Below are 24,410 nucleotides of genomic sequence, written 5' to 3'. Positions count from 1 at the left end.
CGGTGCTAGACGGCCTGGCGGAAGGTGAAGACCCGGTCGGGGTCGTAGCGGTGCTTGATCTCGCGGAGCCGGGCCAGGTTGGGGCCGAAGTAGGCGGCCTGGGCCTCGGGCAGGTCGGGGTCGGCGAAGTTGACGTAGGAGGCGTCCCGGGCGTGGGCGCCCATCGCGGCGTGCAGCTCGGTCAGCCAGTCGAGGTTGGCGCGGCGCACGTCCGCGGGGTCGTCGGTGGACCAGGAGGTGTCCATGGAGATCAGGAAGAGCACGTCCCGGTGGGGGAAGGCGGTCTCGGTGACGGGCACCCGGTTGATGGCGCCGCCCCAGGTGAACAGGGCGATACCGGCGCCGTCGGGGTTACCGCTGCCGGGCCACTTGCGCAGGGCGGTCAGGACGGTGTCCACGCCGGCCTCGGTGAGCGGCTCGCCGACCGTGCGGGTACGGACCGCGAACGGGTCCCCCGAGGTCTCGTGGCGCAGGTAGTCCTTGGCCTCCCAGTAGCCGCGGTCCTCGATCTCCACCGTGGAGGGTGAGCCGGTGGCCAGGGCGGGGGCCAGCAGGGCGCGCAGCTCCGAGGCCGGGCCCAGGTGCTGACCGATCACCGAGACGATCCCGTCGTCGTCCCCGGCCCGGCTCACCCCGATCCGGGCGGCGAACCGGTCCGGCGCGTCCCGCATGATGCGCTGCATCACCGGCAGGACCGCCTCGGCGTCGTCCAGCGGCCACACCACCAGACAGGTGGAGCTGTCGACCGTCGGGCGGGCCTGGAAGGTGAAGGAGACGTTGATCCCGAAGTTGCCGCCACCGCCGCCCTTGCTGGCCCAGAACAGGTCGGGGTGGTTGGTCTCGTCGCAGACCACGAGCGTGCCGTCGGCGAGGACGATCTCGGTCTCCACCAGGGAGTCGCAGGTCAGGCCGAAGGCCCGGGAGACCGCGGCCACGCCGCCGCCGAGGGTGAGGCCGCCGATGCCGACCTCGTCCGAGTTGCCGAGCGGCACCGCCAGGTCGTGGCGCTGGAGTTCGGCGTACAGCTCGCCGGAGCGGGCTCCGCCGCCGACCCTGACCAGTTCCCGCTCTCGGTCCACCGTGACGGCGTTCAGGCCGTGCAGGTCGAGCACCAGTCCCGGGGTGGCGGCCTGGCCGGCGTAGCTGTGGCCGCCGCCGCGGGCCACCACCGGCAGCCCCTGTTCCCGGGCCCAGGCGATGCCCCGGGCGACGTCCGCGACGCTCGCCACCGAGAGCACCCCGGCCGGACGGATGTCCGCGTAGCGCTTGTTGAAGGCGCTGCTGTTCTCGTCGAAGCCGGGCTCCCCCGGCAGCCGCACCGTTCCGTCGACCCGCTCGCGCAGGCCCTGCCAGTCGGTCATCCCGCTTCCTCCGGTTCCGTCACTTCCGTCAGGTACGAGACGCCGGTCTCCGAGCGCGGCGTGTACCGCTTCCACTCCTCGCGCAGGAGCAGACCGAACTCGATGTCCTGTTCCGGGGTGTTGACGGTGCTCCCGGCGATGACCTCGCCGCCGTCCAGCACCATCGTGTAGGCGAGGCGGAGGGTGCCGTCCGGCTCGCAGATCCCGTTCACGCTCCCCCGGCGGACGAGACCGCCGGCGAAGTCCGCCCACACCAGGTCGTCCTTCTGGTGGTACTGGGCCGTCACCCCGTCCGCCGCGGCCAGTTTTCGGAACTGGCGGCCGTTGTAGTCGATGCTCATACGTCGGCGTCCAGCAGTCCGGCCGGCATCTCCAGCCGTGCGGCGACGTCCTTGCGCTCCAGCGGGTCCGCGTCCAGTTCGACGGCCGCGAGGGCGGTGGCGAGGCGCTCCCGGCAGGCCCCGGTGTCCTCGCCGGAGCAGACCACGAAGGAGTGCCGGGAGAGGTATCCGCCGGGCGGGAGCCGCAGTTCGGTGCCCGGTTCGACCATCGGGGAGGCGGTCACCAGCCCCGGCAGTCCGGTCGGCACCCTGACCGCGTGGATGGTGGCGTCCTCCACCGGGTAGCCGAAGCGGATGCCCGCGACCTCGTGCCGGGTGAAGGCGGTGTCCGGGCGGTGCCCGGCCGCGACCTCCACCAGTACCTCGCCGGTGTCGATCCCGGTGGCGATCCGGCCGAGGAAGGGGATCAGGTCGCCGCCGAGCCGGCCGTTGATCTCGATGATCACCGGGCCGTACGAGGTGAGCTTGACCTCGGTGTGGGTGATCCCGTTCTCGACGCCGAGCACCTCGTGGGCCTTGGTCAGGACGTCGATCAGTTCCGGGTCCCGCAGCAGCGGGTCCGCCGCGTCCACGACATGGCCCACCTCCTCGAAGTACGGGTAGTGCCCGGTCTCCTTGCGGGCCACGAACATCGCCCGGTACTCGCCCTGGTGGACGACGCCGTCGATGCTGATCTCGGGACCGCGGGCGTAGCCCTCCACGATCGCGCCGCCCCGGAAGGGCTCGTCCCCGACCAGGCTGGCGTTGGAGGCGACCAGATAGGCGCGGTCCAGCTGGGTCTCGTCCTCGGCGAGGACGACGCCCATCGAGGCGCCCAGCGCCCGTGGTTTGACGACCACCGGGTAGCCGATCCGGGCGGCCACCTCGCGGGCCTGCTCCAGGGTGTCGGTCAGCTCGAAGCCGGGCTGGGGAAGTCCGGCGGCGGTCAGCATCGACCGGGTCCGGTGCTTGTCGCGGCAGCCCTGCACGCCGGCCAGTCCGAGGCCCGGAAGCCCGAACTCGGCGGCCAGTTCGGCGGCCGGCATCACCAGCGGCTCGTCGTAGCAGAACAGTCCGACGACCGTACGGCGGCTCGCGATCTCCCTGGCGGCGGCGCGGAGTTCGTCGTGGTCGAACACGTTGGCCACGGTGATCTCGTCGAAGTAGTCGTTCTGCCAGGTGGGCTTGAGGTTGTTGACCAGGACCAGTTTGAGGTCCAGCTCGGCCGCCCGGCGTGCGGCGGACTCGATCAGGTACTCGCGGTAGACCTTGAGTCCGCTGCCGATCACCAGCAGCACGCGGTCTTCGGCGCTCATATCGTCTCCTCCCGGAAGTCTGTGGTGAGTGCTTCGAGAATCCGTTCGGCGACCAGCGGGGCGGTACGGAAGCCGTCTCCGCCGCTGGCCGTCCTCGCCCAGGTGTGCGGGCCGATCTTGACCAGATGGGCGGCGCCGGTCTCGGCGTCCACCAGGTAGTGGCAGCGCTTGACCGCGATCACGCTGTAGCGGTCGGGGTCGGTCAGGAACCGTTCGGCCAGGACCTGTTCGGCCCACCGGCGTTCCTCCACCGAGGAGCCGGTGGTGACCGCGTCCGCCTCGCGGCAGACCGAGGCCGAGCTGACCTTGAGCAGCGTCCCGTCCCCCGGCGGCAGCAGCCAGGCCAGGCCGGAGGTGCCGATCCGGCCGATCCCCGGGGTGTTCTCCCAGGCCGACGCCAGCTGCTCCGGCGGCTTGAGATAGACCAGGGTCTGCCGGTGCAACACCATCGGCAGGTCGACCAGGTCCTTGGACCAGGGGCCGGTGGCGATCAGGGTGAGGTCGGAGTCCAGGAACTCCGCGTCGGGCAGGTACACCCGGCCGGTCTCCGGGTCCACCGCCTTGACCTGCTGCCAGGGGCGGAGGGTGACGTTCGGCTGCTCGTTCAGCCAGCGGACCAGCACCTGCAGCGCGTGGTCGGCGAGCAGGACGCCGCCGTGGCGTTCCAGCACCCCGACGGTGTTCTCGGGGAAGCGGACGTGGGGTACGGAGTCCGGGTCGACCACGCTGACGGGCAGGTCGGCGGCGGCCGCGGCGGCCATCACCTCGTCCACCTCGTCGGCGGCCCAGGCGGTGATCATGCCCACCCGGCGGTAGAACTTGGACCCGGTCAGGGCCTCCAGCGCCATCCAGCGGCGGTGTGCCACCGCGACCCGCCGGGAGGCGGCGCGGTCCGTCAGGTCGAGGGCGCGGACGGCGCGGTGCTGGTCGAAGGAGGTGGAGCCGGGGTTCGGGATCGCGTCCCGGTCGAGGACCGTGACGTGGTGTCCGGCCAGTGCGCAGCGCACCGCCGAGAGCAGTCCGGTCACCCCGGCGCCGACCACCACTACGCGTCGTCTGTCGGTGGCCATCTACATCGCCTCGCCGTCCAGCCGCGGCAGCCGGCCCACGGTGATCTCGGTCGTCGGGTCGTCGTACGTCAGGCGGGTGTCGACGCCGGCGCGTTCGGCGAGGTCGATCAGGATGGGGGCGGCTCCCCGCAGGACCGTCTCCACCTGGTGGAAGAAGTCGCCGGCCTGCGCGTCGGTCACCTCCCAGCGGTCCAGTCGGCCCAGCTGTTCGGCGAGTGTCTCCGCCGCCCGGCCGAGGCTGAAGGTGCCGAGTTCGTAGGTGGCGGCGAACCGTTCGGTGATGCGGGCGGCGGCCTCACGGGAGGCGGCGGAGACCGGCAGGGTCTGCCCGGTCCAGCGTTCGGCCTTGGCGGCCACCCGGTTCCACGGCTCGACCAGCCGGGCTCCGGTGACGGCGGCCAGGGCCGACCAGCCGAAGTTGGTGCGCTGGTTCTCGGGGCTGGTGGCGGCCAGGTGGTAGCGGCCGATGTCCCGCGGCAGTCTGTCCGCGAGTTCCCGGCCCCAGACCAGGTGGCCCCGGCTGGTGGAGAACTTCTGGTGCTCCAGTTCGTAGAACTCGTTGGTGACGAAGCCGGCGGGCAGGGCGTACCGGTCGTGCAGGGCGAGCAGCATGGCCGCGCCGGCGATGGCGAACGGGAAGGTGTTGTCGAAGCCGAGGAAGTAGACGACCTCGGTGTCGGACTCCGGCCACCAGAGCTGGTCGTCCTCGGCCAGCACCTCGCCGCGTGTCTCGGCGGACAGGCCGGTGGTGTAGATGGACCAGGCCATCGTCTCGGCGTTGGGGTTGACGCACTGTCCGGCGACCTCGGGGAAGGGGGCGGGGATGCCCCAGGAGATCGGGTAGGTGAGGGGGAAGTCCGGCAGCGGACGGGACAGCATCTCCTCGACGGCCTGGGCCATGTGCGGCCGCAGCGCGGCGCCGGTGGTGGCGAAGTACTCCCGCAGCCGGCCCCGGTACTCCTCCAGCGGCAGCACCAGCACCGGGATCTCATGCCATTCCAGGACCTCCTCGGGGTTCTCGGTGGAGCGGGCGTCGATCAGGTCGCCGGCGGCCAGCGGGTGGCCGCAGCTCTCGCAGAGGCCGGCGCAGCCCTCGGCCAGGCAGTTCGGGCAGCCGCCCTTGACGAAGCCGTCGACCAGGTACTGTCCGGTGCTCGGCGCGTAGGGGAACAGGGTGGGCCGCAGGACCAGTTTTCCCTCGTCGTGGAGCCGGCTGACGAACCGCAGCACCTGCTTGGTGAAGCGCTCCTCGTCCCGGGTGAAACCGTCCACCGCGATCCCCATCGCGGCGAGGGTGGCCTCGATCTTGGCGGTGGAGTCGGCGACCAGGGCCTCGGGGGTGGTGCCCAGCCGACGGGCGGTGGTGACCACGAAGGTGGAGGTGTCCTGGGCGCCGGTGCCGAACACGGTCTCCCGGCCCACGGCACGCTGGTAGCGGGTGAAGACGTCGGCGGCCAGGAACGGACCGGCCAGATGACCGAGGTGCAGGTCGCCGTTGGCGGTCGGGGCGGGTGAGATCACCGCCACGCGCTTGCTCATGCTGTGCTCTCCTTCTGATGGCGGGTCAGGAAGCTCTCCGACATGTCGGTGTCCCACCAGATCCCGTAGTACTCGAAGTCCTCGGCGGAGCCGTTGACCACCTTGTGGTCGCAGCCCGGCGGCAGGTGGACGATGTCGCCGGCGGCGAACTCGCGCTCGGCGCCGTCCACGACCAGGGCGGCACGGCCGCTCAGCGCGATGAAGATCTCGTACTCGTGGTGGCTGTGCGGGGTGGACTCACCGCCGGCCCGGACCACGCACCAGGCGCCCTCGAAGGGGGCGTTGAGCGCGTCCCAGGGCTGCAGGCGTTCGCCCTCGATGCCGTAGGCGGGGGTCAGGTTGGCGCGGTCCAGTCGACGGATCTCCATCAGCGGACCCCGGTCGTGGCGCCGACGCTGCGGCGGTCCAGCAGGTCGGTGGTGATCTCGTGCGAGCGTTGTGCGAGCACGCTCAGCAGCGAGTCGGAGATGCCGTGGGTGCGCTCGTTGAAGCCCTGCAGATAGAGACCGGCGCGGGCCTCGCCGAGGTCCACCCGGTAGCGGCGGTTCACCTCGACGTGGTCGACGCCCACCTGACCGGCCAGGCTGCGGACCATCGCTGGCATGCGCTGGTCGTAGCCGGTGCCGAGCAGGACCAGGTCGCAGCGCAGTGTCTCGACGCGGCCGGTCCTGCGGTCGCGCAGTTCGAGGACGACCTCGCCGTCCTCCTCACGGGCCGCGATCACCTCGGTCATCGACCGGACGGCGGAGCGTTGCGAGCCCGTGAGCTTCTGCTCGTAGAGCTTCATGTACATCTCGTCGAGGAACGGAGCCGCCAGACCCGCGTAGTTGGTGAGGTGGACCTCGTCCAGGATCTGCTTGCGGGCGTCCGGGGAGCTGCCGTGGAACTCGTCGATGAAGGACGGGAAGAACAGCTCGTTGACGAACTTGCTGGTCTGGTAGTTCATCAGGCCGATCGAGCGGTGCACCAGGGTCGGCTGACTGAGCGGCAGGTCCTGGTGGACGGCGACGAACATCTCGGCGGCGCTCTGCGCGGCACCGATCACCACCACCCGTACCGGGCGGTCGATCGGGTACTGGGCGATACGGGTGGAGTACTGGGTGCTGTGGATCAGCCGGTCGTGCGGCAGGCCGGCGAACTCGGCGGGGATGTGGGCGTCGCGGCCGGTGCCGACCACCAGGTCGCGGGCGTCCACGGTGTCGCCGTCGGTCAGGGTGACGCGCCAGCCGATCACGGTGCCGTCGTCGGCCTTGCGCGGGGCGACGCTCTGGGCCCGGGAGTTGTAGCGGACTCCCACGTGGTCCAGGGAGTTGGCCACCCACTGCAGGTACTCGGAGATCTCCCGGCGGAAGGGGTTGAAGGTGCCGAGGTTGACGAACTCGTCGAGCCGGCCCTTGGCGTGCAGGAAGGAGAGGAAGGAGAACCGGCTCTGGGGGTTGCGCAGCGTCACCAGGTCCTTGACGAAGGAGACCTGGCTGCGGGCGAACGGCAGCAGCAGGTTGCGCTGCCACACCACGTCGTGGTGCTGCTCCAGTATCAGCGTGTCGGACGCCAGCCCGGTCGCGCCGGACTCCTCGATCGCCACCGCCAGGGCCAGGTTGGAGGGGCCGGCGCCGATCGCCAGGACCTCGACCTCGTGGTTAGTCATGCTCAGCCTCTCGTGACTCGTCCTACCGCTCGTTCGAGCGAGCAGGTGAACGGTCCGTCGTGCTGTTCGGATCCGTTCGATAGGACGAGTACAACGAGGTCGGCTGTTGATCGACAGGCTTGTCCGGAGCGGACAATCAACGGGCCTCGGCCCGGAGTTGATCGGAAGGTCAGGTCAGTTGCCGGGCCTCCGCCCTGGGCCGGATGCGGGGGAACGGCACCGAACGACGAGGCAGCAGGTTGTGGGCCGGATCGCGGTCCGCGACGAAGGCCCGCGCCAGGGGGTCGAGCCGGTACGAGCCGAACCGTTCGGTGGTCCGGAGCATGCCTGCCTCGACCAACTCGTCGATCAATTGATCGGCTCCGGCCAGGATTGATTCGTCGCCCCGCAGCTCCGGCTGGGGCAGGTTCGCCAGCCGGTCGAGCAGGTCCGAGGCCGGGTCGCCGAGTTGGACGTGGGCCGAGTTGAGGATCTCGCGCATGGAGAGGTCACCGACGCTCAGCCAGTCCAGCAGCGCCTCCGGGCGGTCGAGCCGGCCCACGGCGCCGCGCAGCGACAGTTCGGGACGGGCGAGCAGCTTGCGGGTGGCGATGTCCAGCGCCAGCGGCAGGTCACCGCAGAGTTCGGCCAGCCGGTCGGCGCTCGCCGGGTCGGCCTGGGCGCGCTCCGGCAGTCCCCGGGCGATCAGGGCGACGGAGTCGGCGCGCGGCAGCGGCTCCAGCCGGACCCGCTGGACGTCGCGCAGGCCGAGCAGCGAGGAGCGGCTGACCACGATGGTGGTGCTGGTGGAGGAGCCGACCAGCAGCGGGCGGACCTGCCGTTCGCAGTACACGTCCTCCAGCAGGACGAGCACCCTGCGCTGGGCGAGCAACGAGCGGTAGAGCCCGGCCCGTTGGTCCACCGTCACCGGTATTCGCTCCTCGGGCACCCCGAGGGCCGCGAGGAAACCGCCGATCAGGGCGGACACGTCGTACCCTCCCTCGGGCACCGGACCGACGACGGCGTGGAGCTGGCCGTCCACCATGTCGGGGGCCAGGTCGTGCGCGTGGTGCAGGGCCAGTTCGCTCTTGCCGACACCGATCGGGCCGCTGATCAGCACCGGACCGGCCGGGGCGGCGGCGAGCCGGGCCAGTTCCTCGGCGCGGCCCACCGATCCCTGCGGGCGGGGCGGCAGTTGGAAGGGCTTCGGCAGCGTCGGCGTCAGGCCCTGCGGCTGCGGGGGCAGGGCCCCGGCCGCCGCTTCCGGGGGCGGCGGCGCGGCCGGGCGCGGTGGCGTCACCGGGACCCCGCTGCCGGCCGCCGCCAGCCAGCGCCGGCGCCATTCCTCCCGGTCACCGTCGCAGGCGGCCACGTACGCCAGGGCGACCTGCAGCGTGGGCAGCCGGTGCCCGTTCGCCGCGCTGGACAGGACCGAGGCCGAGTACATGGCGGCCTTGGCCATGTCCCGGTACGTCGGGCTGCCGGCCTCGATCCGTAGTCGGCGCAGCCGGCCGGCGAAGTCCGCTACCGCTCCGCCCGCGGCGTCCACCGGTTTCTCCGGTCTCCCCATTTCCATCCCCTAGATCTCTCGTATACGTATCGGATGGGCTCGTATACCTGTGGAAAGCGCGAGGGGCGGACCAGTCCGGTGTCACCGACCGACCCGCGCCCCCGTGCGCGGGTATGTCTTCGGGCCGCGCGGTTCTCCCGTGGGTCTCCCGCGGTCTCAGCGGTTGAAGCTGCTGTTCACCGCGCCGAAGTCGAGCGCGTCGGCCAGCACGTCGTACGTGCCCTTGCCGACCATCTCGGCGGCGGCCCGCTGGGCCACCGTGTAGGCGGCCTGGGCGATGGCGGTGCCGACGCTGACCCGGCGTACGCCGACCGCCTCGAACTCGGCCACCGTCGGCGCGCCCGGCCCGGCCATGACGTTGACCGGCAGCGGCTGGCCCTTGACCAGTTCGGCGATCACCGTGAGGTCGAGCAGGCCCGGCACGAACAGGACGTCCGCCCCGGCTTCGGCGCAGGCCGTGGCACGGGCCAGTACGTCGGCCTGCCGGCCCTCGGGTGCGCCGATCTGGAAGAGGAAGACGTCGGTGCGCAGGTTGATCACCAGCTCGGGCAGCCCGGCGCGCTCCGCGGCCTGCCGCGCGGCGCGGATCCTGGCCGCCTGCTCCTCGGCCGAGAACAGCTCGCCGCTCGGCTTGGAGTCCTCCAGGTTCACGCCGACGACGCCCGCCCCGATCATGGCGGTGACGGTCTGCGCCACGTCCTCGGGCGCGGCTCCGTACCCGCCCTCGATGTCGGCGTTGACCGGGACGTCCACGGCGTCGACGATGCGGCGCACCAGGGTCGTCATCTCGTCGCGGGTGAGGGCCTGCTGGTCGGGCTTGCCCGCCGACCAGGACACGCCGCCGCTGGTGGTGGCGATGGCCTTGGCGCCGCCCTGGGCGATGAGCGCCGCGCTGCCGGCGTCCCAGGCGTTCGGCAGCACCAGTACGCCCTTCTCGTGCAGTTCGCGGAGGAGGACGGCCTTGACCTGCTGATTGTTCGCCATGACGGCACCTTTCACAAAAGAGGATCTACTCAACATGCTTCCCTAAACGGGAATTACGGTCGACGGAACCGGGGTGACTCCGTCAGGTCGCGATCCGCGACCGGGGTCTCGGGCCCGGACCAGTGGGGGGACCCGTGGTGCGATCCGTGACCCGTCCGTGAGTCCGGGGTGGCGCCTCCGTGGAGCACAGCGGGGCGCCACCCCGGTTCGGGAGGGGACGGACAGGAAGGGGGACGGACAGGTAGGGGGGAGGTGCAGGTGGAGGGAGGGACGAGGAGGGGACGGATCGGAGGGGACGGATCTGAGGGAACTGTCGGAGGGAACTGTCGGAGGGAACTGTCGGAGGGGGCGGAGCGGACGGGCGGACGCGGAGGGATCGCGATCGTCAAACGACCGCGGGCTCCTGCAGCAGTGGCTTCTCGGGCGCCGGACGCTTCATCGACACGGACATGAACGCCGCGCCGATGCTGAGGGCACCGGCGACGTACCACGCGGGCGCGTAGCTGCCGAAGCCGTCGCGGGTGAGGCCGGCCGCGGTGGCGGCGAAGGCGGCACCGAGCTGGTGGGCGGCGAAGATCCAGCCGAACACGATCGGCGCCGACATGCCGAAGTACTCCCGGCACAGGGCGACGGTCGGTGGCACGGTGGCGATGAAGTCGAGTCCGTAGAAGATGACGAACACGAGCATGAAGCCGGTGACCTGCTCGCTGAACAGCTGCGGCAGGATCAGCAGCGACACCCCGCGCAGCGCGTAGTAGGCGAGCAGCAGGATCCGGGAGTCGTAGCGGTCGCTGAGCCAGCCGGACAGGACCGTGCCGATGAGGTCGAAGATCCCGATCAGGGCGAGCAGCCCGGCGGCGGTGACCGTCGGCATGCCGTGGTCGTGGGCGGCGGGGATGAAGTGGGTGTTCACCAGCCCGTTGCTGGTGGCGCCGCAGATCGCGAACGCCATGGCGAGGAACCAGAACGCCTTGGTGCGGGCGGCGCTCTTGAGACCGTCGATGGCGAGCCGTGCCGCGTTGTTGACGGGCGGCGGCGTGGGGACGATCTCGTCCGCGCCGTACGGCGGGATCCCGACGTCGGCGGGGTGCTCACGGAAGAAGATCAGCACGAGCGGCACCGTGGAGAAGGCCACCACGGCCACCACGATCGCCGCGGTCCGCCAGCCGCCCGGTGCCTCGGAGAGCTTGGCCACCAGCGGCAGGAACACCAGGGAGCCGGTGGCGCCGCCCGCCGAGAGCAGGCCGGTGACCAGGCCCTGCTGCTTGACGAACCAACGGGTGCCGATCGTGGCGACGAAGCCCAGGGAGATGGCGCCGGCGCCCAGGCCGACCATCACGCCCCAGAGCATCACCAGCTGCCAGGACGCGGTCATGAAGATGGTCAGGCCGCTGCCCAGGGCGATCAGGGCCATGGCGCTCGCGGTCACCTTGCGCACGCCGAAGCGTTCCATCAGCGCGGCGGCGAAGGGCGCGGTGACGCCGTAGAGGGCGAGGTTGACGGACATGGCGAAACCGATGGTCCCGTTGGACCATCCGAATTCACGATGCAGCGGCTCCACCAGGGCACCGGGGGTCGCCCGGAACCCAGCCGCCGCGACCAGCGCGACGAATCCGATGGCCGCGATCATCCACGGCCACATGAACTTGTGACGAATCATTCGCCCAGCGTGGTCGACGCCCGACCGCCCGGAAAGCGGAGCGCGGACACATTGTCAGGTCCGCGCTTTCCATCGCCCGAGCGGGAGTTCAGCCTCCGATCGTGACCCGCCGCTTCTCGGTCGTCTGGTCGATGTCGGACGAGCGCACGGTCAGCGACACCGTCCACCGGCCCGCCAGCGGGAGCCGGACCTCGCCCGCCCAGCGTCCGGCGCCGTCCGGTCGGAGCGTCACCCCCAGCGGTCCGAGGTTCTCGGCGGGCAGGGTGAAGGCCAGGGCGGCCTCGGGGACGTCCGCCGGGCGGCCGTCGGCCCCGGTCAACCGCAGTTTCACGGTGCGGCCGCCGGTCGCCGCCGGGAGGAGGCTCACGGCCGCCGTGCCCTGCGCGTTCGCGGTCCGGCCGCCCGTGTCGAACGGGATCGTCAGCGTGAGGGGGCGGCCCGGCGCGGGGCTCTCGGCCGCAGCGGCGGGGCCGCGCGGAGCGGACCCGGCCGCGCTCGCCGTGCGGGCCGGCGGTGTGGAGGTGAGCATCGTGGTCACCACGAGCACCGCCACGGCCACGGCCGACTCCGCCAGGACGGAGCGGCGCAGGCCTGCCCGCGCGGAGTCGCCCCCGGATCGCGACGGTGCCTCAGCCGCCGTGGAGGTGGCGGACGTTCCCGTCACAGCCGCCGTAGGGGTGGCGGACGTTCCCGTCACAGCCGCCGTAGGGGTGGCGGACGTTCCCGCCTCAGCCGCCGTAGGGGTGGCGGACGTTCCCGTCACAGCCGCCGTGAGGGTGGCGGGAGTTCCCGCCTCAGCCGCCGGCAGCGCAACGGAAGTTCCCGCCTCAGCCGCCGGCAGCGCGACGGAAGTTCCCGTCTCCGTCCCGGAGCGCAGGCGGGCGACGCGGGAGCGGGAGAACCATGCCACCCCTAGCATCAGGGCCACGCATCCGGCCTTGATCAGCAGCAGGCGCCCGTACTCGGTGTCGAACAGCGCTTCCCAGGAACCCACTCCGCGCCACGACTGGTACAGCCCCGTCAGAACCAGGACCGTCACCGAGCCGACGGCCACCAGCGAGAAACGCTCCACCGCGGCGGGCGGGAGTCCTCGGCGGAGCCCGACGGCCAGCGTCACCAGCCCGCCCAGCCAGGCAGCCATCGCCAGCAGATGCAGCGCGGTCACCGGCAGGGCCAGCCAGACCTGGGCGCCCTCGGAGGCGTGGTTCGTCATGACCCAGGTCGCCGACAGGCCGACCGCCAGCAGCAGCCCGACCGCGCCGAGACGACCCCGGGACCAGGACCGCCCGGCCGCGTCGTCGGACTGCCCCTGCCCCTGCGACAGCGACTGCGCCTGGCCCAGCTGGCCCAACTGCCCCACGAGCAGCACCAGATACACACCGCTCGCGGCGAGCAGCAGCAGACGGATCGCCAGCGCGACATAGATCCGCTCGTCCACGGGGACATGGGCTTCCGCCGACACGGCATCCGTCGACGGCGTGATGCCACTGCCCTGTTCGTAGGGGCCGCGCAGCATCATCAGCACGATGGTGGAGCCCAGCAGACCGATCCAGCCGGCCGCCAGCAGCCCCTGCACCCGTCGGACCGCCGCACCCGCCGGCCAGCAGGCCAGGACGAACGCCACCGCCCCCGCCAGCAGCGCGAACGCGGCGTACGCGACCGCGCGACCGGTGCCGTACAGGAAGGCGATCAGGCCGTCCGTCCGGGTGCCCTGGAGTTCCGCGACGGAGACGGAGCTGGCGGACGGCTTCCCGACGGAGAACGTGAAGGCGCCGCCGCCCGGGTGCGAGTCCGCGAAGATCACCTGCCAGGCCACCGTGTAGGTGCCGTCCGCGAGGCCGTCACGCAGGGCCACCCGTGCGGTCTCGGGCCGGCCGGCGGCGTGTCCCGGGGTACCCGTGTCGACCCGCTCGCCCGCCGGATCGAGGACCCGGAGCGAGTCGGCGGGCAGCGTCACCCCCTCGCTGAAGGTGAGTGTGACGGCGGACGGCTGCCTCGGCACGACCGAGTCCGGCGCCGGGTCGGTGGAGTCGAGCTCCGCGTGGGCGGCCGCGGTACCGGCCCCGCCCAGCACGATCAGCACGGCGGCGAGCACCGCCGTCAGCGCGCCGAGAGCCCGGCGCACCCGCGCGGATCCCCTGTTCATACCTGCCTGCTCCCCCAACGGTGGGCGATCGTCCCGCCCCGCTCACCGGCGGGGAGGGACGACGAATGCGTGCGTGCGGACGGCCGTGCGGACCCGGTCCCCGGTGCGCACGGCCCCGGCGTCATGAACCCTGCCGCGCCGGCGGGTTGTCGAGCGTCAGGGCGGTGCAGCGGACCCCGCCACCGCCCTTGGCCAGTTCGGTCGTGTCGAGTTCGACGACGTCGAGGCCTCGGTCGCGCAGCGCGGCGGCGAGCAGCGGCGCGCCCCGCGTCATGGTCACGGTGGTGCCGTCGCTGACCAGGTTCAGCGCGAACCTCGCGGCCTCCTCGGCGGACACCTCGACCAGGTCGGCCCCGAGGCCGCGCAGGGTCCGCAGGCTGGGCGCGTCGAGGGCGTCCGGGCAGTACGCCAGCAGGCCCGGGGCGATGACACCGACGGCCAGGTCGAGGTCGTACCAGCGGCAGCCCGCCGTACGCAGCGGCACCACCTCGTAGTCGAGTTCGCGGGCCAGCACCCGGAGCATCCGCTCGTCGGTGCGCTGGCCGTACGCGGTGAGCAGCTGGTCGCCGTAGGCCAGCGCGTCGCCCTGCCCGCTGAACGCGTAGGGCGCCTCGATGACCTCGAACCCCCGGTCGGTCAGCCATTCCGCGAAGTATGGCACCTCGGCCTTGCGTTCGGGCGGGGGGCTGCCGAGCAGGGCCCGCTCGCCGCGGACGACGGCGGCGTTGGCGGTGAACACCATGTCCGGGCAGTCGGGTGCGGACGGCACGTACTCCACCTTGCGGCCGGCCGCGAGGTGCGCGGCCACGATGGCCTGGTGCTCGGCGTGCGCGGCCTCGATGTCGGGCTGGACGGCCGTGTCCATGTAGGGGTTGATCTCGTAGTCGACCCGGAAGTGGCTCACGTCGGATACAAGCAGTTCGCTGTTCACGGTGCCCTTTCTGGTGGTCTGCCGGAGCCGCCCGGTCGGCCGGGCCCCGTACGTCTCGCGCGTCCGCGTCGGACCAGGTCGACGGTGTGTTCGGTCCGGTCCTGGTGGGGTGATCGGCGTCCGCGTACCTCCGAGTCCAACAGGAGGCCGAATTGACCGGGAGCTTTGAACGGCGAAAGCAATCAAGTCCGCGGTGGGGTCGGTTCGTTCGCTGCCGGGGGCCCTTCCGTCGGTCCGCCGCGGGCCTGCCGAGAACACGCGCGTGACGCGTGGCGCGCGCGCAAAGCACGGACAGGGGCGTCGACGCGCGCGAAAGGTACGGACTTGACGGAGTCCGCCCGGCACTTCCGGAGAAGGGGATCGGGCCGGTGGCCGGTCGCGGAGGATTCAAGGCGTCGGTTCCGAACGGCTTCGCATTCCGGCGTACGACGAAGTCCCGTGGAAACCGGCGGAGTCGACCGCCGCGCGGTTGATCGCCCGTGCCACGACAACGCACTCGGCGAGAGTCAGCCGTCCGCGCGGCGCGGGGAGCGGTGCGGCGTATCGGACATGCCCTCTCAGAGACGGTGAACCATTCACGACCACGGAGGTTCTTGGTGACCAGCGACGCGATCGCGACCCGACCGGCCGCAGGCGGGCCGGCCCTGTTGGAGGACCGGGGGGAGCTCTGGCGGGCCCTGCCCGCACGGCAGCAGCCCGAATGGGAGAACCTCGACCTCCTGGCCACTGTCACGTTCGACCTCGCCGACCGGCCGGGGCTGGTGACCGCCGGGGAGGTGGCCGAACTGCGCGGCCTGCTGGCCCAGGTGGTGGCCGGACGGTTCCAGGTGGTCCAGGCGGGGGACTGCGCGGAGGACCCGGCCGAGTGCGAGCCCGGCCATGTCACCCGCAAGGTGGCGCTGCTGGAGGCCCTCGCCGGGGTGATGTCCATGAACACCCTGCTGCCCACGCTCAGGGTCGGCCGGATGGCGGGCCAGTTCGCCAAGCCGCGCTCCCGCCCCACCGAGCTGGTGGACGGCGTCGAACTGCCGGTCTACCGGGGCCACATGGTCAACGGTCCCGAGCCGGACGCGCGGTCACGGCGCCCCGACCCGCGCCGGCTCCGCTCGGGCTACGACGCGGCGAGCCGGGCCATGGAGGCGCTGCGGTCCCGGATCGCCCTGCAGCCCCCGGCCTTCGTCACCCCGGTGTGGACCAGCCACGAGGCGCTGCTGCTCGACTACGAGGCGCCGCTGATCCGCGACGACGAGACGGGCCGGCGCTATCTCGCCTCGACCCACTGGCCGTGGATCGGTTACCGCACCAACCAGTTGGACGGTGCCCATGTGGCGCTGCTGGCGTCCGTGGCCAACCCGGTGGCCTCCAAGGTCGGGCCGGACATGCGGGTCGAGGACCTGCTGGCCCTGTGCGAAAGGCTGGACCCCGACCGCGAGCCGGGCCGTCTCACCCTGATCGCGAGGATGGGCGCGGAGGCGGTGGCCGACCGGCTGCCCGCCATGGCCGCGGCCGTGCGCGATGCGGGGCACCCGGTGGTCTGGCTGTCGGACCCGATGCACGGCAACACGATCAGCGGGGCGGGCGGCCTGAAGACCAGGCTCGTGGAGAGCGTGATCCGCGAGGTGCGGGAGTTCCAGAAGGCGATCGACGAGGCCGGCGCGGTCGTGGGCGGTCTGCATCTGGAGACCACCCCCGACGACGTCGTCGAGTGCGTGGACGACGCGCGATCCGTCGCATCCCTCGGGGACCGGTACACGAGTCTGTGCGATCCGCGGCTGAATCCGGCGCAGGCACTGGAGGTCGCCGCCGCCTGGCAGGGCCCCTCGCCGCTGCGCTGACGCGCCGCGTTCCGGTCCCACCGCGAAATCCCTGGTCGGCCGCGGCCGATCGTCGTCGATCTTTGGATTCGTCATGGATGTCGATGGAATAGAGAACAGGGTCGCCCTGGTCACGGGAGCGGCCGGTGGCATGGGCGAGGCCGTGGTGCGTACCCTCGCCGCGCACGGTGCCGTGGTCGCGATGCTCGACCGGAACGCCGACCGGCTGGAGGAACTGGCCGCGCGGGTGCGGGACTCGGGCGGGCGGGCGGAGGCGTTCCCCGCCGACGTGACGGACAGCGCCGCCGTCGAGGCTGTCGTCGAACGGGTCGAGCGGCGCCTCGGCCCGCTGGACCACCTCGTCAACGGTGCCGGGGTGTTGCGGCCGGGGCGGACGTGGGCCCTCACCGACGAGGACTGGGCGGCCACCTTCGCGGTGAACACCGCGGGTGTCTTCCATGTCTCGCGCGCCGTGGTCGGCCGCATGATCGAACGCCGGCGGGGCGCCATCGTGACGGTGGCGTCCAACGCCTCCGGCACCCCCCGGGTGGACATGGCCGCGTACGCGGCGTCCAAGGCCGCCTCGACCATGTTCACCAAGTGTCTGGGCCTGGAGGTGTCGCGTTTCGGTATCCGCTGCAACGTGGTGGCCCCCGGTTCCACCGACACCCCGATGCTGACCGCGCTCTGGGACGAGGGCGCCGAGCGGGCGTCGATCGACGGCGTCGCGTCCGCCTTCCGGGTCGGCATCCCGCTGGGGCGCATCGCACGGCCCCAGCACATCGCCGACGCGGTGGTGTTCCTGCTCTCCGACCGGGCCGCCCACATCACGATGCAGGACCTGACCGTCGACGGCGGCGCGGCGCTCGGTCACTAGGGGGTCTCTCCGAAGTCCCGCACAGCGCCCGCGTCGGCCGTCGCCTCCGGGGCGGTGTCGCGACGCCGCGGCGATCCATCACCAGGGCCCCGGGGGCGCGGGGTGGGGTGCGAGTCCGTATCCCGCCGTCCCCGGGGCCGCACCGGCTCCCAGAGAGGAGTTCCCGTATGGGAATCCCGGCCATCACGGCCTACCCGATGCCGACCGAGGACGAGTTGCCGCGGAACACCGCCCGGTGGACGGTGGACCCGCGGCGGGCGGTCCTGCTGATCCATGACATGCAGAAGTACTTCGTCGAGCCCTTTCCCGCCGGCCGGTCGCCGGTGACGGAGCTGGTCGACCATGTCACCGCCCTGCGGGAGCGGTGCGCGGCGCTCGGCGTCCCGGTCGCCTACACCACCCAGCCCGGCGGGATGACGGAGCGACAGCGCGGTCTGCTGCGGGACTTCTGGGGTTCCGGGATGACGATCGCGCGGGAGCACCGTGAGGTGGTCGACCCCATCCGGCCCGGTGCGGGCGACCTGGTGCTGACCAAGTGGCGCTACAGCGCCTTCCACCGCACCCGGCTCCTGGCGTCCATGCGGGAGTGGGGGCGCGACCAGCTGATCGTGTGCGGTGTGTACGCCCATGTCGGAATCCTCATGACCAGCGCGGACGCCTTCGCCTCGGACATCCAGTCGTTCCTCGTCGCCGACGCCGTCGCCGACTTCACACCCGAGCACCACCGGTTCGCCCTGCGCTACGCGGCCGAGCGGTGCGCGATGACGCTGACGACCGCGGCCGTCCTCGACCGGCTCTCGCCGGTGGCGGACGGCGGACACGTGCGACAGGAGGCGGCGCCATGACGCACACAGCGCGCGGCGGTCCGTACGCCGCATCGCCGCTCGGGCGGATCCTGGCGGCGCCGCACCCGGAGTTCGCGTTGCTGCACCGGCCGCGGACCGGACCCGCCGACCGGATCGAGGTGCTGGTCGGCGACTCGGCCGAAGTGGCGCGCCTGGCCGACATCCCGCTGCGGAGCGACACCGCCGGCCGGGACCCGGGCACCGGGCGCGCCGAGCACGAGGTACTGGTCGTGATCCCCTACCGGCAGCTCTCCGAGCGCGGCTTCGAGGCGGTGGACGACGGGGCCCCGGTGATCACGCTGCGGGTCCGTACGCAGGAGTCGCTCCCGGTCACCGAGGCGCTGGCGCAGTTGCCGGACGCCCGGATCGATCTGGCCGGCGGTGGCTTCGACATCGACGACGCGGCGTACGCGGACCTGGTCCGCCGCGTCGTCGAGGAGGAGATCGGCAACGGCGAGGGCGCCAACTTCGTGGTCAGACGGACCTTCGTCGCGGACATCTCCGACTACTCGCCGCTGCTGGCCCTGGCGGTCTTCCGCCGTCTGCTGGAGCGGGAGCGGGGGGCGTACTGGACCTTCGTGGTCCACGCGGGCGGCAGGACGTTCGTCGGCGCGACCCCGGAGCGGCATCTGAGCCTGTCGGACGGGGTCGCGGTCATGAACCCGATCAGCGGCACCTACCGGTATCCGGCGCAGGGCCCCACGCTGACCGGGGTGCTGTCCTTCCTGGCCGACGCCAAGGAGGCCGACGAGCTGTCGATGGTCGTCGACGAGGAACTGAAGATGATGGCCCGGGTCAGCGACTGCGGGGTCCGGGCGAAGGGTCCGCGTCTCGTCGAGATGGCCGGGCTGGCGCACACGGAGTACGTCGTCGAGGGCCGGGCGACCGCCGACGTCCGCGACGTCCTGCGGGAGACCCTGTTCGCGCCGACGGTGACCGGCAGTCCCCTGGAGAGCGCGGCCAAGGTCGTCCGCAGATTCGAGCCGCACGGCCGCGGCTACTACAGCGGTGTGCTGGCGCTCATCGGCCGCGACGCCGAGGGCGGCCGTGCGCTGGACTCCTCCATCCTGATCCGGACCGCCGTCATCGACGCGGCCGGCCGGATGACCCTCGGCGTCGGCGCCACCCTGGTCCGCGACTCCGATCCCTGGGCGGAGGCTGCCGAGACCAGGGCCAAGGCGGCGGGACTGCTGTCCGCCCTCGGTCACCCGCCCGGGCCCGAGCCGACCGCACCGCCCTCCGGTCCGGGTTCGCGGCCGGCCTCGTTCGCCCGGCATCCCGACGTCCTCGCCGCCCTGCGGCAGCGCAACAGCGCCCTCTCCTCCTTCTGGCTGGGGGACACCGGGCCGAGGGCCCACCCGGTGCCCGCGCTCGTCGACCGGAGGGTGCTGGTGGTGGACGCGGAGGACACCTTCACCGCCATGTGGGACCACCAACTGCGCGCGCTGGGACCGGTCGTGACCGTGCGCCGCTTCGACGACGCGTACGACACGGACGCCTACGACCTCGTCGTGCTCGGGCCGGGGCCCGGGGACCCGAGGCGGACGCGGCACCCGAAGATCGCCCGTCTGCGCGCGGTCACGCGCCGGCTGCTGGACGAGGGGCGGCCGTTTCTGTCGGTGTGTCTGAGCCACCAGGTTCTGAGCGGTCTGCTCGGCCTCGACCTGGTCCGCAAGGACCACCCCGACCAGGGGGTGCAGAGAAAGATCGATCTGTTCGGCCGGCTCGAACTGGTCGGTTTCTACAACACCTTCGCCGCCCGCGCGGACACGGATCTGATCGTCGCCCCCGGGGTGGCGGACGCCGTGGATGTGTGCCGGGACCAGGAGAACGGCCAGGTGCATGCCTTGCGCGGGCCGGGTTTCCGCTCGGTGCAGTTCCACCCGGAGTCGGTGCTCAGCCAGAACGGCCTGAGCGTCATGGCCGATCTGCTCACCTCCCTCCTGGAGGAGCACCCCTCGCGTCCGGACCGGATCCGCACCGGCCCGCGCGCGGAACGACGGGATCTTCACGCCCCCGCTCACTAGGATGATCCCGCCGACTGAAGGGGGAAGGGCATGACGGGCGGAGGGCTGCGGCATCTGCGTGCGGCTGCGGTGAACATCGACGGGGTGATGCTGAACGACACGTTCAGTCCGGTGATCCACCACTTCATCGTCAGCCGTGGCGGTGTCTACACGGCCGAGCTGGAACGGCGGATCTTCTCACAACGGCAGGCCGAGGCCGCACGGGTGATCGCCGAGGCGGCGGGCGTCGCCTGGTCCCCGGAGAAGGTCCTGGAGGTGTACTTCCGCGAACGGGCCGAGTACGTCGAACGTCACGGGGTTCGCATTCTCGACGGAGCGCTCGCCATGGTCGGACTGCTCCGCTCCGCGGGACTGCGGACGGTCTGCTACGGCGGCCTCGACCGCTCCCACTTCGACAGCGCCCTCGGCGAACACGCCGGCCTCTTCGACGACCCCGGGTACGTGTGCACCGACGCCTACCGCCCCGGGATCCGCGAGCTCGTCACCGAGACGTTCGGGCTCCGGCCCGACCAGGTGCTCGTCATCGACGACGTGGCACGGGTCGCCGAGACGGCCCGCGGCCTCGGGGTGCCCTTCGTCGGCAGCCCCAGCGACTTCGAGCACGGCTTCCAGCGGGAGGCGATGCGCGCGGTGGGCGTACGGCATCTGGTGCGGTCACCGGCCGAGATAGGGGCGGACCTGCTGCGCACCCTGGACGCCGAGGCGGCGGACGGGACCTGCTGGCGGGACCGATAGACGAAGTAGCTTGCGGCATCGCCCAATTGATAGACGCGATTCCGTTCTGTGACGTCCCCACTGCGCTATGAAGTGGGCATGACATCCTCAGGAAACGGTCTTCTCGCCGACAAGGTGGCCCTCATCACGGGTGCGAGCAGCGGCATCGGTGCCGCCGCCGCCCGGGTCTTCGCACGCGAAGGCGCCCGTGTGCTGCTCGTCGCCCGACGGGAGAGACAACTTGCCGACCTGGTCGACGCCTTGCAGTCCGAGGGACACAAGGCCCGTTACGCGGTCGCCGACGTGGCGCGCGGCGCCGAGGTGGCGGAGGCGGTACGGGCGGCCGTCGAGCACTTCGGGCGGCTGGACGTGGCCTTCAACAACGCCGGATACGGAGTGGAGCAGACCCCGCTCCATCTGATGGACGACGAGACATACGACCGGATCATGGACACGAACGTCCGCGGCGTCTGGAACTGCCTGCGCCACGAGATCACCGCGATGCTGGAGACGGGCGGCGGCTCCATCGTCAACACCAGCAGCGTGGGCGGCCTGGTGGCGACCCCGGTCGCGGCGCCGTACGTCACGTCCAAGCACGCGGTCGTCGGGCTGACCCGGGCGGCGGCCGCCGAGTACGCCGGCCAGGGGATCCGGGTCAACGCGGTGGCTCCGGGGACGACGCGCAGCGAGATGGTGAACGACTGGTTCCGGGACAACCCGGGCGTGGAGCCGATGCTCCATCAGCTCACCCCGCAGTCGCGCACGGCGGAGCCCGAGGAGATAGCCGAGGCCGCCGCCTGGCTGTGCAGCGACCGCTCCTCGTTCGCCACCGGTGTGATCCTGCCGGTGGACGGCGGGTTCACGATCCTCTGACCGGACGACGAAACGGGGTTCCGCGTGGTGCGGAACCCCGTTTCGTCGTGCTTCTCGCGCTGCCCGCATTCCTCGCGTCCGGTGCTCGCCGCCGTCGTGGCGTCGGGCGAGCCCGCCCCCAGGCGCCGGTCTACGCGGTGGGCACCGCCAGGACGATGGTGCTGGTGAACGCCGTACGGCCGTCCTGTACGGCCCGCACGGACACGACCCTGACCGCCGGATCGGCCGACTCGCACTCCTCCGCCTCGATCAGGCAGGGCGAGTCGAACTCCACGTACCGCTCGAAGGTGTTCTCGGTGGAGATCGCCGTGCTGCCGGGGGCGAGGACCCGCGTGACCTGCCGGGCGGCCTCCAGCAGCACCATCCCGGGGATGTGGTCGTTGGGGTGCTCGAAGAGGATGGGGTGACGCTGGTCGGCCCGCAGGAGCCACCGGCCCGGAGCATCCCCGGGGGCGAGCACCACGTCCGGGGCGTAACGGCGGTCGACCAGCGTGGGCTCGACCGGTTCGGCCAGCGGCGTCTGCGTCCGGGCGTCCGGCGTCAGCCGCTCGCCGCGGATCCGGCTGTAGACCTGCGGCCTGAGCATGCTGGCCTTCGCCACACCCGAGCCCACCGGCCGGCCGTCGCGCATGATCTCGACATGGAAGTCCACCCCCGCCAACTGCCCACCCCTGTGCCGGACGTTCGCGGTGGTGATGGACAGCGACAGCTCGGCCGGCGTCCCGAATATCTTCAACTGCTCGGGGTCACAGGTGTACTCGAGGCCGTTCAGGATGAAGTGGCTGTTGAGGGGAACACCGAACTCGGCGTGCGAGAGCAGGGTGCCGACCTGGCGGATGGTCTCCGCGACCAGCGTCGGGTCGTAGTGCTCCCCGCACGAGGACGTGAAGTAGCTGTGGGCACGCGGCCATTGCGCGGAGGCCACGAAGCGGGTGTCGTCCAGGCGCTGCCACCCCGTCAGCAGGACCTCGGCCACGGCGGCGCGGTGGACGTACTCCTTGGGCACCGTGGTGGTGAACCGGGGCTGCGGCCCTCTCTGTGCCGGGATGAAGATCTTGGAGCCGGAATCGGAGCTGTGACGCCGGTCGATCAGCGGAAGCGGGGCTTCCAGTTCCACGTCGTTCTCAAGCATTGATACGGACATGTCCCCCCCAAAAGGAGATTCGAACCCCTGTCGGCTCCATCACAATACAGGTCAGCCGGTTTTTTTCCATCGTCTGAGGGCACCGACTTGATAAGTTGTCGTACCGGCCGTTCCGAGTACCGCTCCGGTCGGCGGTGGCATTACTCGAGCACAGGAGAAACCGCATGGCACAGCAGGCGCGGGCAGTGGAGACGAGGCGGCTCATCCTGCAGGGCGCGGCGTTGGTCTTCGATGAGATGGGCTATGACGCGGCGTCGATCAAGGAGATCCTGTCCAGGGTGTCGGTGACCAAGGGCGCCCTGTACTTCCACTTCCCGTCCAAGGAGGACCTGGCGCGCGGCGTGCTGGAGGAGCAGACGCTCCATCTGCACGTGTCACCCCAGACGTCCAAGTTGCAGGAGGTGATCGACCTGACCATGGCCGTCGCGCACGCGCTGCCGAACGACGCGATGCTGCGCGCCGGGAGCCGACTGGCGCTGGAGCGCGGGTCCATCGACTTCGCGTCGGACAGCCCCTTCCTGGCGTGGGCCAAGGTGTGCGAGGAACTGCTGGAGCAGGCCAGGCGCGACGGCGAGGTGCTGCCGCACGTCGACTGCCGTGAGACGGCGGAGCTGATCGTCGGATCCTTCACCGGGATCCAGGCGTTCTCCCAGATCAGCTCGGCCCTGCTGGATCTGGAGAAGCGGGTGTCGGCGATGTGGAAGCACATCCTGCCGTCCGTCGCCATCCCGGCCGCCCTCGCCCGCCTCGACACGGCCCCCGACCGCGGCGCCCGCCTGCAACAGGCACAGCAGGCACAGCAGGCAGCCGCCGTGTAGTGACCCCCGGGCCCGCAGCGACGCCGAGCGACGCGCGGGCCCTCAGGCCCGCCCACGCGAGCGACAGCAGCGCGTCACCCGCCCCACCACGACAGCCCCGTCCGCACCAGCGGCAGCGGCGGCCACTCGCCCGACCTCGGCGGCGGGAGTGTCGTGCCCCCTTCGGTCAGGGGCCTCGCGTTCCCGCACACACCGGTGGCGACGCGGGGATCTCGGGCGCCGCCGAGCAGCCGCCGGAGGGCGTCGCCCCACACGCAGGGGCGACGCGGGGGCGCTCACCTGACTGCGACGAGCGGGCGCACGGGCCGGCTCACACAGCCGAGCGGCACAAAACCCCCGGCCGGACCGAGCCGTAGCCGCTCCGCCCCCGACCGACACGGACGAGCGGGCGGGGGGCTCACCACACAGCGACCGGTGCACGGGGTCCCGCACGCACGCGCGACAAGGCAAATCCCCCGCCGATACCCGAGCGGAAGCCGCCTGAGCCTGGCCCCACCCCCACGAAGCAGCAAGGCCCCCCACCGCGACCAGCCGGCACACGGACCCCGCCCGCACCCCGCACCACCAAGCGACGCGAAACCCCCCGCCGACGGGTCAGGCCGGGCGCCGCCGACCAGGGCGCCGAGGCTTACGGAGTCCCGGCTGGCGCCGGACCAGGGGACCGGCCCTGGTGACGAAGTGTGCGCCAAGGGCCGGGCCCGGATCGGGACACGCACCCGGCCCCGCCGAACAGCACGCGGTCCCGCACCAAGCGACGCGAAACCCCCCGCCGAC

General features: G+C 71.8%; 20 protein-coding genes. 7 read left to right on the top strand and 13 right to left on the bottom strand.

The window, feature by feature from the left end; genetic code table 11:
• Positions 1-5: 5 nt before the first annotated feature.
• From ACWCRJ_RS34915 to ACWCRJ_RS34860, 12 genes are all read right to left on the bottom strand, one after another.
• The gene (locus ACWCRJ_RS34915) at positions 6-1,361 is read right to left on the bottom strand and encodes an FAD-binding oxidoreductase (RefSeq protein WP_450943039.1); all 1,356 of its coding nucleotides are present in this window, start codon (positions 1,359-1,361) and stop codon (positions 6-8) included.
• Positions 1,358-1,702 (bottom strand): hypothetical protein, encoded by a 345-nt coding sequence (locus ACWCRJ_RS34910; RefSeq protein ID WP_005484431.1) that lies wholly within the window; start codon positions 1,700-1,702, stop codon positions 1,358-1,360. Before ACWCRJ_RS34910 ends, ACWCRJ_RS34915 begins: the two co-directional genes overlap by 4 nt.
• Positions 1,699-2,997 carry an ATP-grasp domain-containing protein gene (locus tag ACWCRJ_RS34905; RefSeq protein ID WP_450943038.1) on the bottom strand — a complete coding sequence of 433 codons (1,299 nt, stop codon included), beginning with the start codon at positions 2,995-2,997 and terminating at the stop codon, positions 1,699-1,701. The genes ACWCRJ_RS34910 and ACWCRJ_RS34905 overlap by 4 nt, the downstream gene beginning before the upstream one ends.
• A complete protein-coding gene (locus ACWCRJ_RS34900; RefSeq protein WP_179859962.1) occupies positions 2,994-4,067 on the bottom strand; it encodes an FAD-dependent oxidoreductase in 1,074 nt (357 codons plus the stop codon). Before ACWCRJ_RS34900 ends, ACWCRJ_RS34905 begins: the two co-directional genes overlap by 4 nt.
• A complete protein-coding gene (locus ACWCRJ_RS34895) occupies positions 4,068-5,606 on the bottom strand; it encodes a class I tRNA ligase family protein (RefSeq protein ID WP_450943037.1) in 1,539 nt (512 codons plus the stop codon).
• Complete coding sequence (locus tag ACWCRJ_RS34890; RefSeq protein WP_005484439.1) at positions 5,603-5,974, bottom strand: cupin domain-containing protein; 372 nt, start codon at positions 5,972-5,974, stop codon at positions 5,603-5,605. The genes ACWCRJ_RS34895 and ACWCRJ_RS34890 overlap by 4 nt, the downstream gene beginning before the upstream one ends.
• Positions 5,974-7,254 carry a lysine N(6)-hydroxylase/L-ornithine N(5)-oxygenase family protein gene (locus ACWCRJ_RS34885; protein WP_450943036.1) on the bottom strand — a complete coding sequence of 427 codons (1,281 nt, stop codon included), beginning with the start codon at positions 7,252-7,254 and terminating at the stop codon, positions 5,974-5,976. Before ACWCRJ_RS34885 ends, ACWCRJ_RS34890 begins: the two co-directional genes overlap by 1 nt.
• A 169-nt stretch (positions 7,255-7,423) precedes the next feature.
• Entirely contained in the window at positions 7,424-8,803 is a 1,380-nt protein-coding gene (locus ACWCRJ_RS34880) for a helix-turn-helix domain-containing protein (RefSeq protein ID WP_450943035.1), read from the bottom strand.
• Positions 8,804-8,959: 156 nt separating this feature from the next.
• Positions 8,960-9,787 (bottom strand): isocitrate lyase/PEP mutase family protein, encoded by an 828-nt coding sequence (locus ACWCRJ_RS34875; protein WP_450943034.1) that lies wholly within the window; start codon positions 9,785-9,787, stop codon positions 8,960-8,962.
• 385 nt (positions 9,788-10,172) lie between these two features.
• Positions 10,173-11,447, bottom strand: coding sequence for an MFS transporter (locus tag ACWCRJ_RS34870; RefSeq protein ID WP_450943033.1), 1,275 nt, complete (start codon positions 11,445-11,447; stop codon positions 10,173-10,175).
• A gap of 88 nt (positions 11,448-11,535) precedes the next feature.
• Positions 11,536-13,593, bottom strand: coding sequence for a copper resistance CopC/CopD family protein (locus tag ACWCRJ_RS34865; RefSeq protein WP_450943032.1), 2,058 nt, complete (start codon positions 13,591-13,593; stop codon positions 11,536-11,538).
• 121 nt (positions 13,594-13,714) lie between these two features.
• Entirely contained in the window at positions 13,715-14,524 is an 810-nt protein-coding gene (locus ACWCRJ_RS34860) for a dimethylarginine dimethylaminohydrolase family protein (RefSeq protein ID WP_450943031.1), read from the bottom strand.
• Positions 14,525-15,120: 596 nt separating this feature from the next.
• Here ACWCRJ_RS34860 and ACWCRJ_RS34855 point away from each other — a divergent pair.
• From ACWCRJ_RS34855 to ACWCRJ_RS34830, 6 genes are all read left to right on the top strand, one after another.
• The gene (locus ACWCRJ_RS34855; protein ID WP_450943030.1) at positions 15,121-16,359 is read left to right on the top strand and encodes a 3-deoxy-7-phosphoheptulonate synthase; all 1,239 of its coding nucleotides are present in this window, start codon (positions 15,121-15,123) and stop codon (positions 16,357-16,359) included.
• Positions 16,360-16,432: 73 nt separating this feature from the next.
• On the top strand, positions 16,433-17,215 hold the full coding sequence (locus ACWCRJ_RS34850; RefSeq protein ID WP_450943029.1) for a 2,3-dihydro-2,3-dihydroxybenzoate dehydrogenase: 783 nt from the start codon (positions 16,433-16,435) through the stop codon (positions 17,213-17,215).
• Between the two features lie 167 nt (positions 17,216-17,382).
• The gene (locus ACWCRJ_RS34845; protein ID WP_450943028.1) at positions 17,383-18,060 is read left to right on the top strand and encodes an isochorismatase family protein; all 678 of its coding nucleotides are present in this window, start codon (positions 17,383-17,385) and stop codon (positions 18,058-18,060) included.
• Positions 18,057-20,087: an anthranilate synthase family protein gene (locus tag ACWCRJ_RS34840; RefSeq protein WP_450943027.1), complete on the top strand. Its 2,031-nt coding sequence runs from the start codon at positions 18,057-18,059 to the stop codon at positions 20,085-20,087. The genes ACWCRJ_RS34845 and ACWCRJ_RS34840 overlap by 4 nt, the downstream gene beginning before the upstream one ends.
• A 30-nt stretch (positions 20,088-20,117) precedes the next feature.
• Positions 20,118-20,822, top strand: a complete 705-nt coding sequence (locus ACWCRJ_RS34835; protein WP_450943026.1) for an HAD family hydrolase — start codon at positions 20,118-20,120, stop codon at positions 20,820-20,822.
• A 78-nt stretch (positions 20,823-20,900) separates the two neighbouring features.
• The gene (locus ACWCRJ_RS34830; protein ID WP_334536368.1) at positions 20,901-21,674 is read left to right on the top strand and encodes a glucose 1-dehydrogenase; all 774 of its coding nucleotides are present in this window, start codon (positions 20,901-20,903) and stop codon (positions 21,672-21,674) included.
• A 130-nt stretch (positions 21,675-21,804) separates the two neighbouring features.
• Here the strand turns inward: ACWCRJ_RS34830 and ACWCRJ_RS34825 are convergent, their stop codons facing one another.
• A complete protein-coding gene (locus ACWCRJ_RS34825) occupies positions 21,805-22,806 on the bottom strand; it encodes a ScbA/BarX family gamma-butyrolactone biosynthesis protein (RefSeq protein WP_450943025.1) in 1,002 nt (333 codons plus the stop codon).
• A 176-nt stretch (positions 22,807-22,982) separates the two neighbouring features.
• On the opposite strand from ACWCRJ_RS34825, the gene ACWCRJ_RS34820 reads away from it, so the two are divergent.
• A complete protein-coding gene (locus ACWCRJ_RS34820; protein ID WP_450943024.1) occupies positions 22,983-23,636 on the top strand; it encodes a ScbR family autoregulator-binding transcription factor in 654 nt (217 codons plus the stop codon).
• The last annotated feature ends 774 nt before the right edge of the window (positions 23,637-24,410 follow it).

It is taken from the genome of Streptomyces sp. NPDC002324 (genome assembly GCF_053593335.1).
This window is presented reverse-complemented; position numbering and strand designations above follow the sequence as displayed.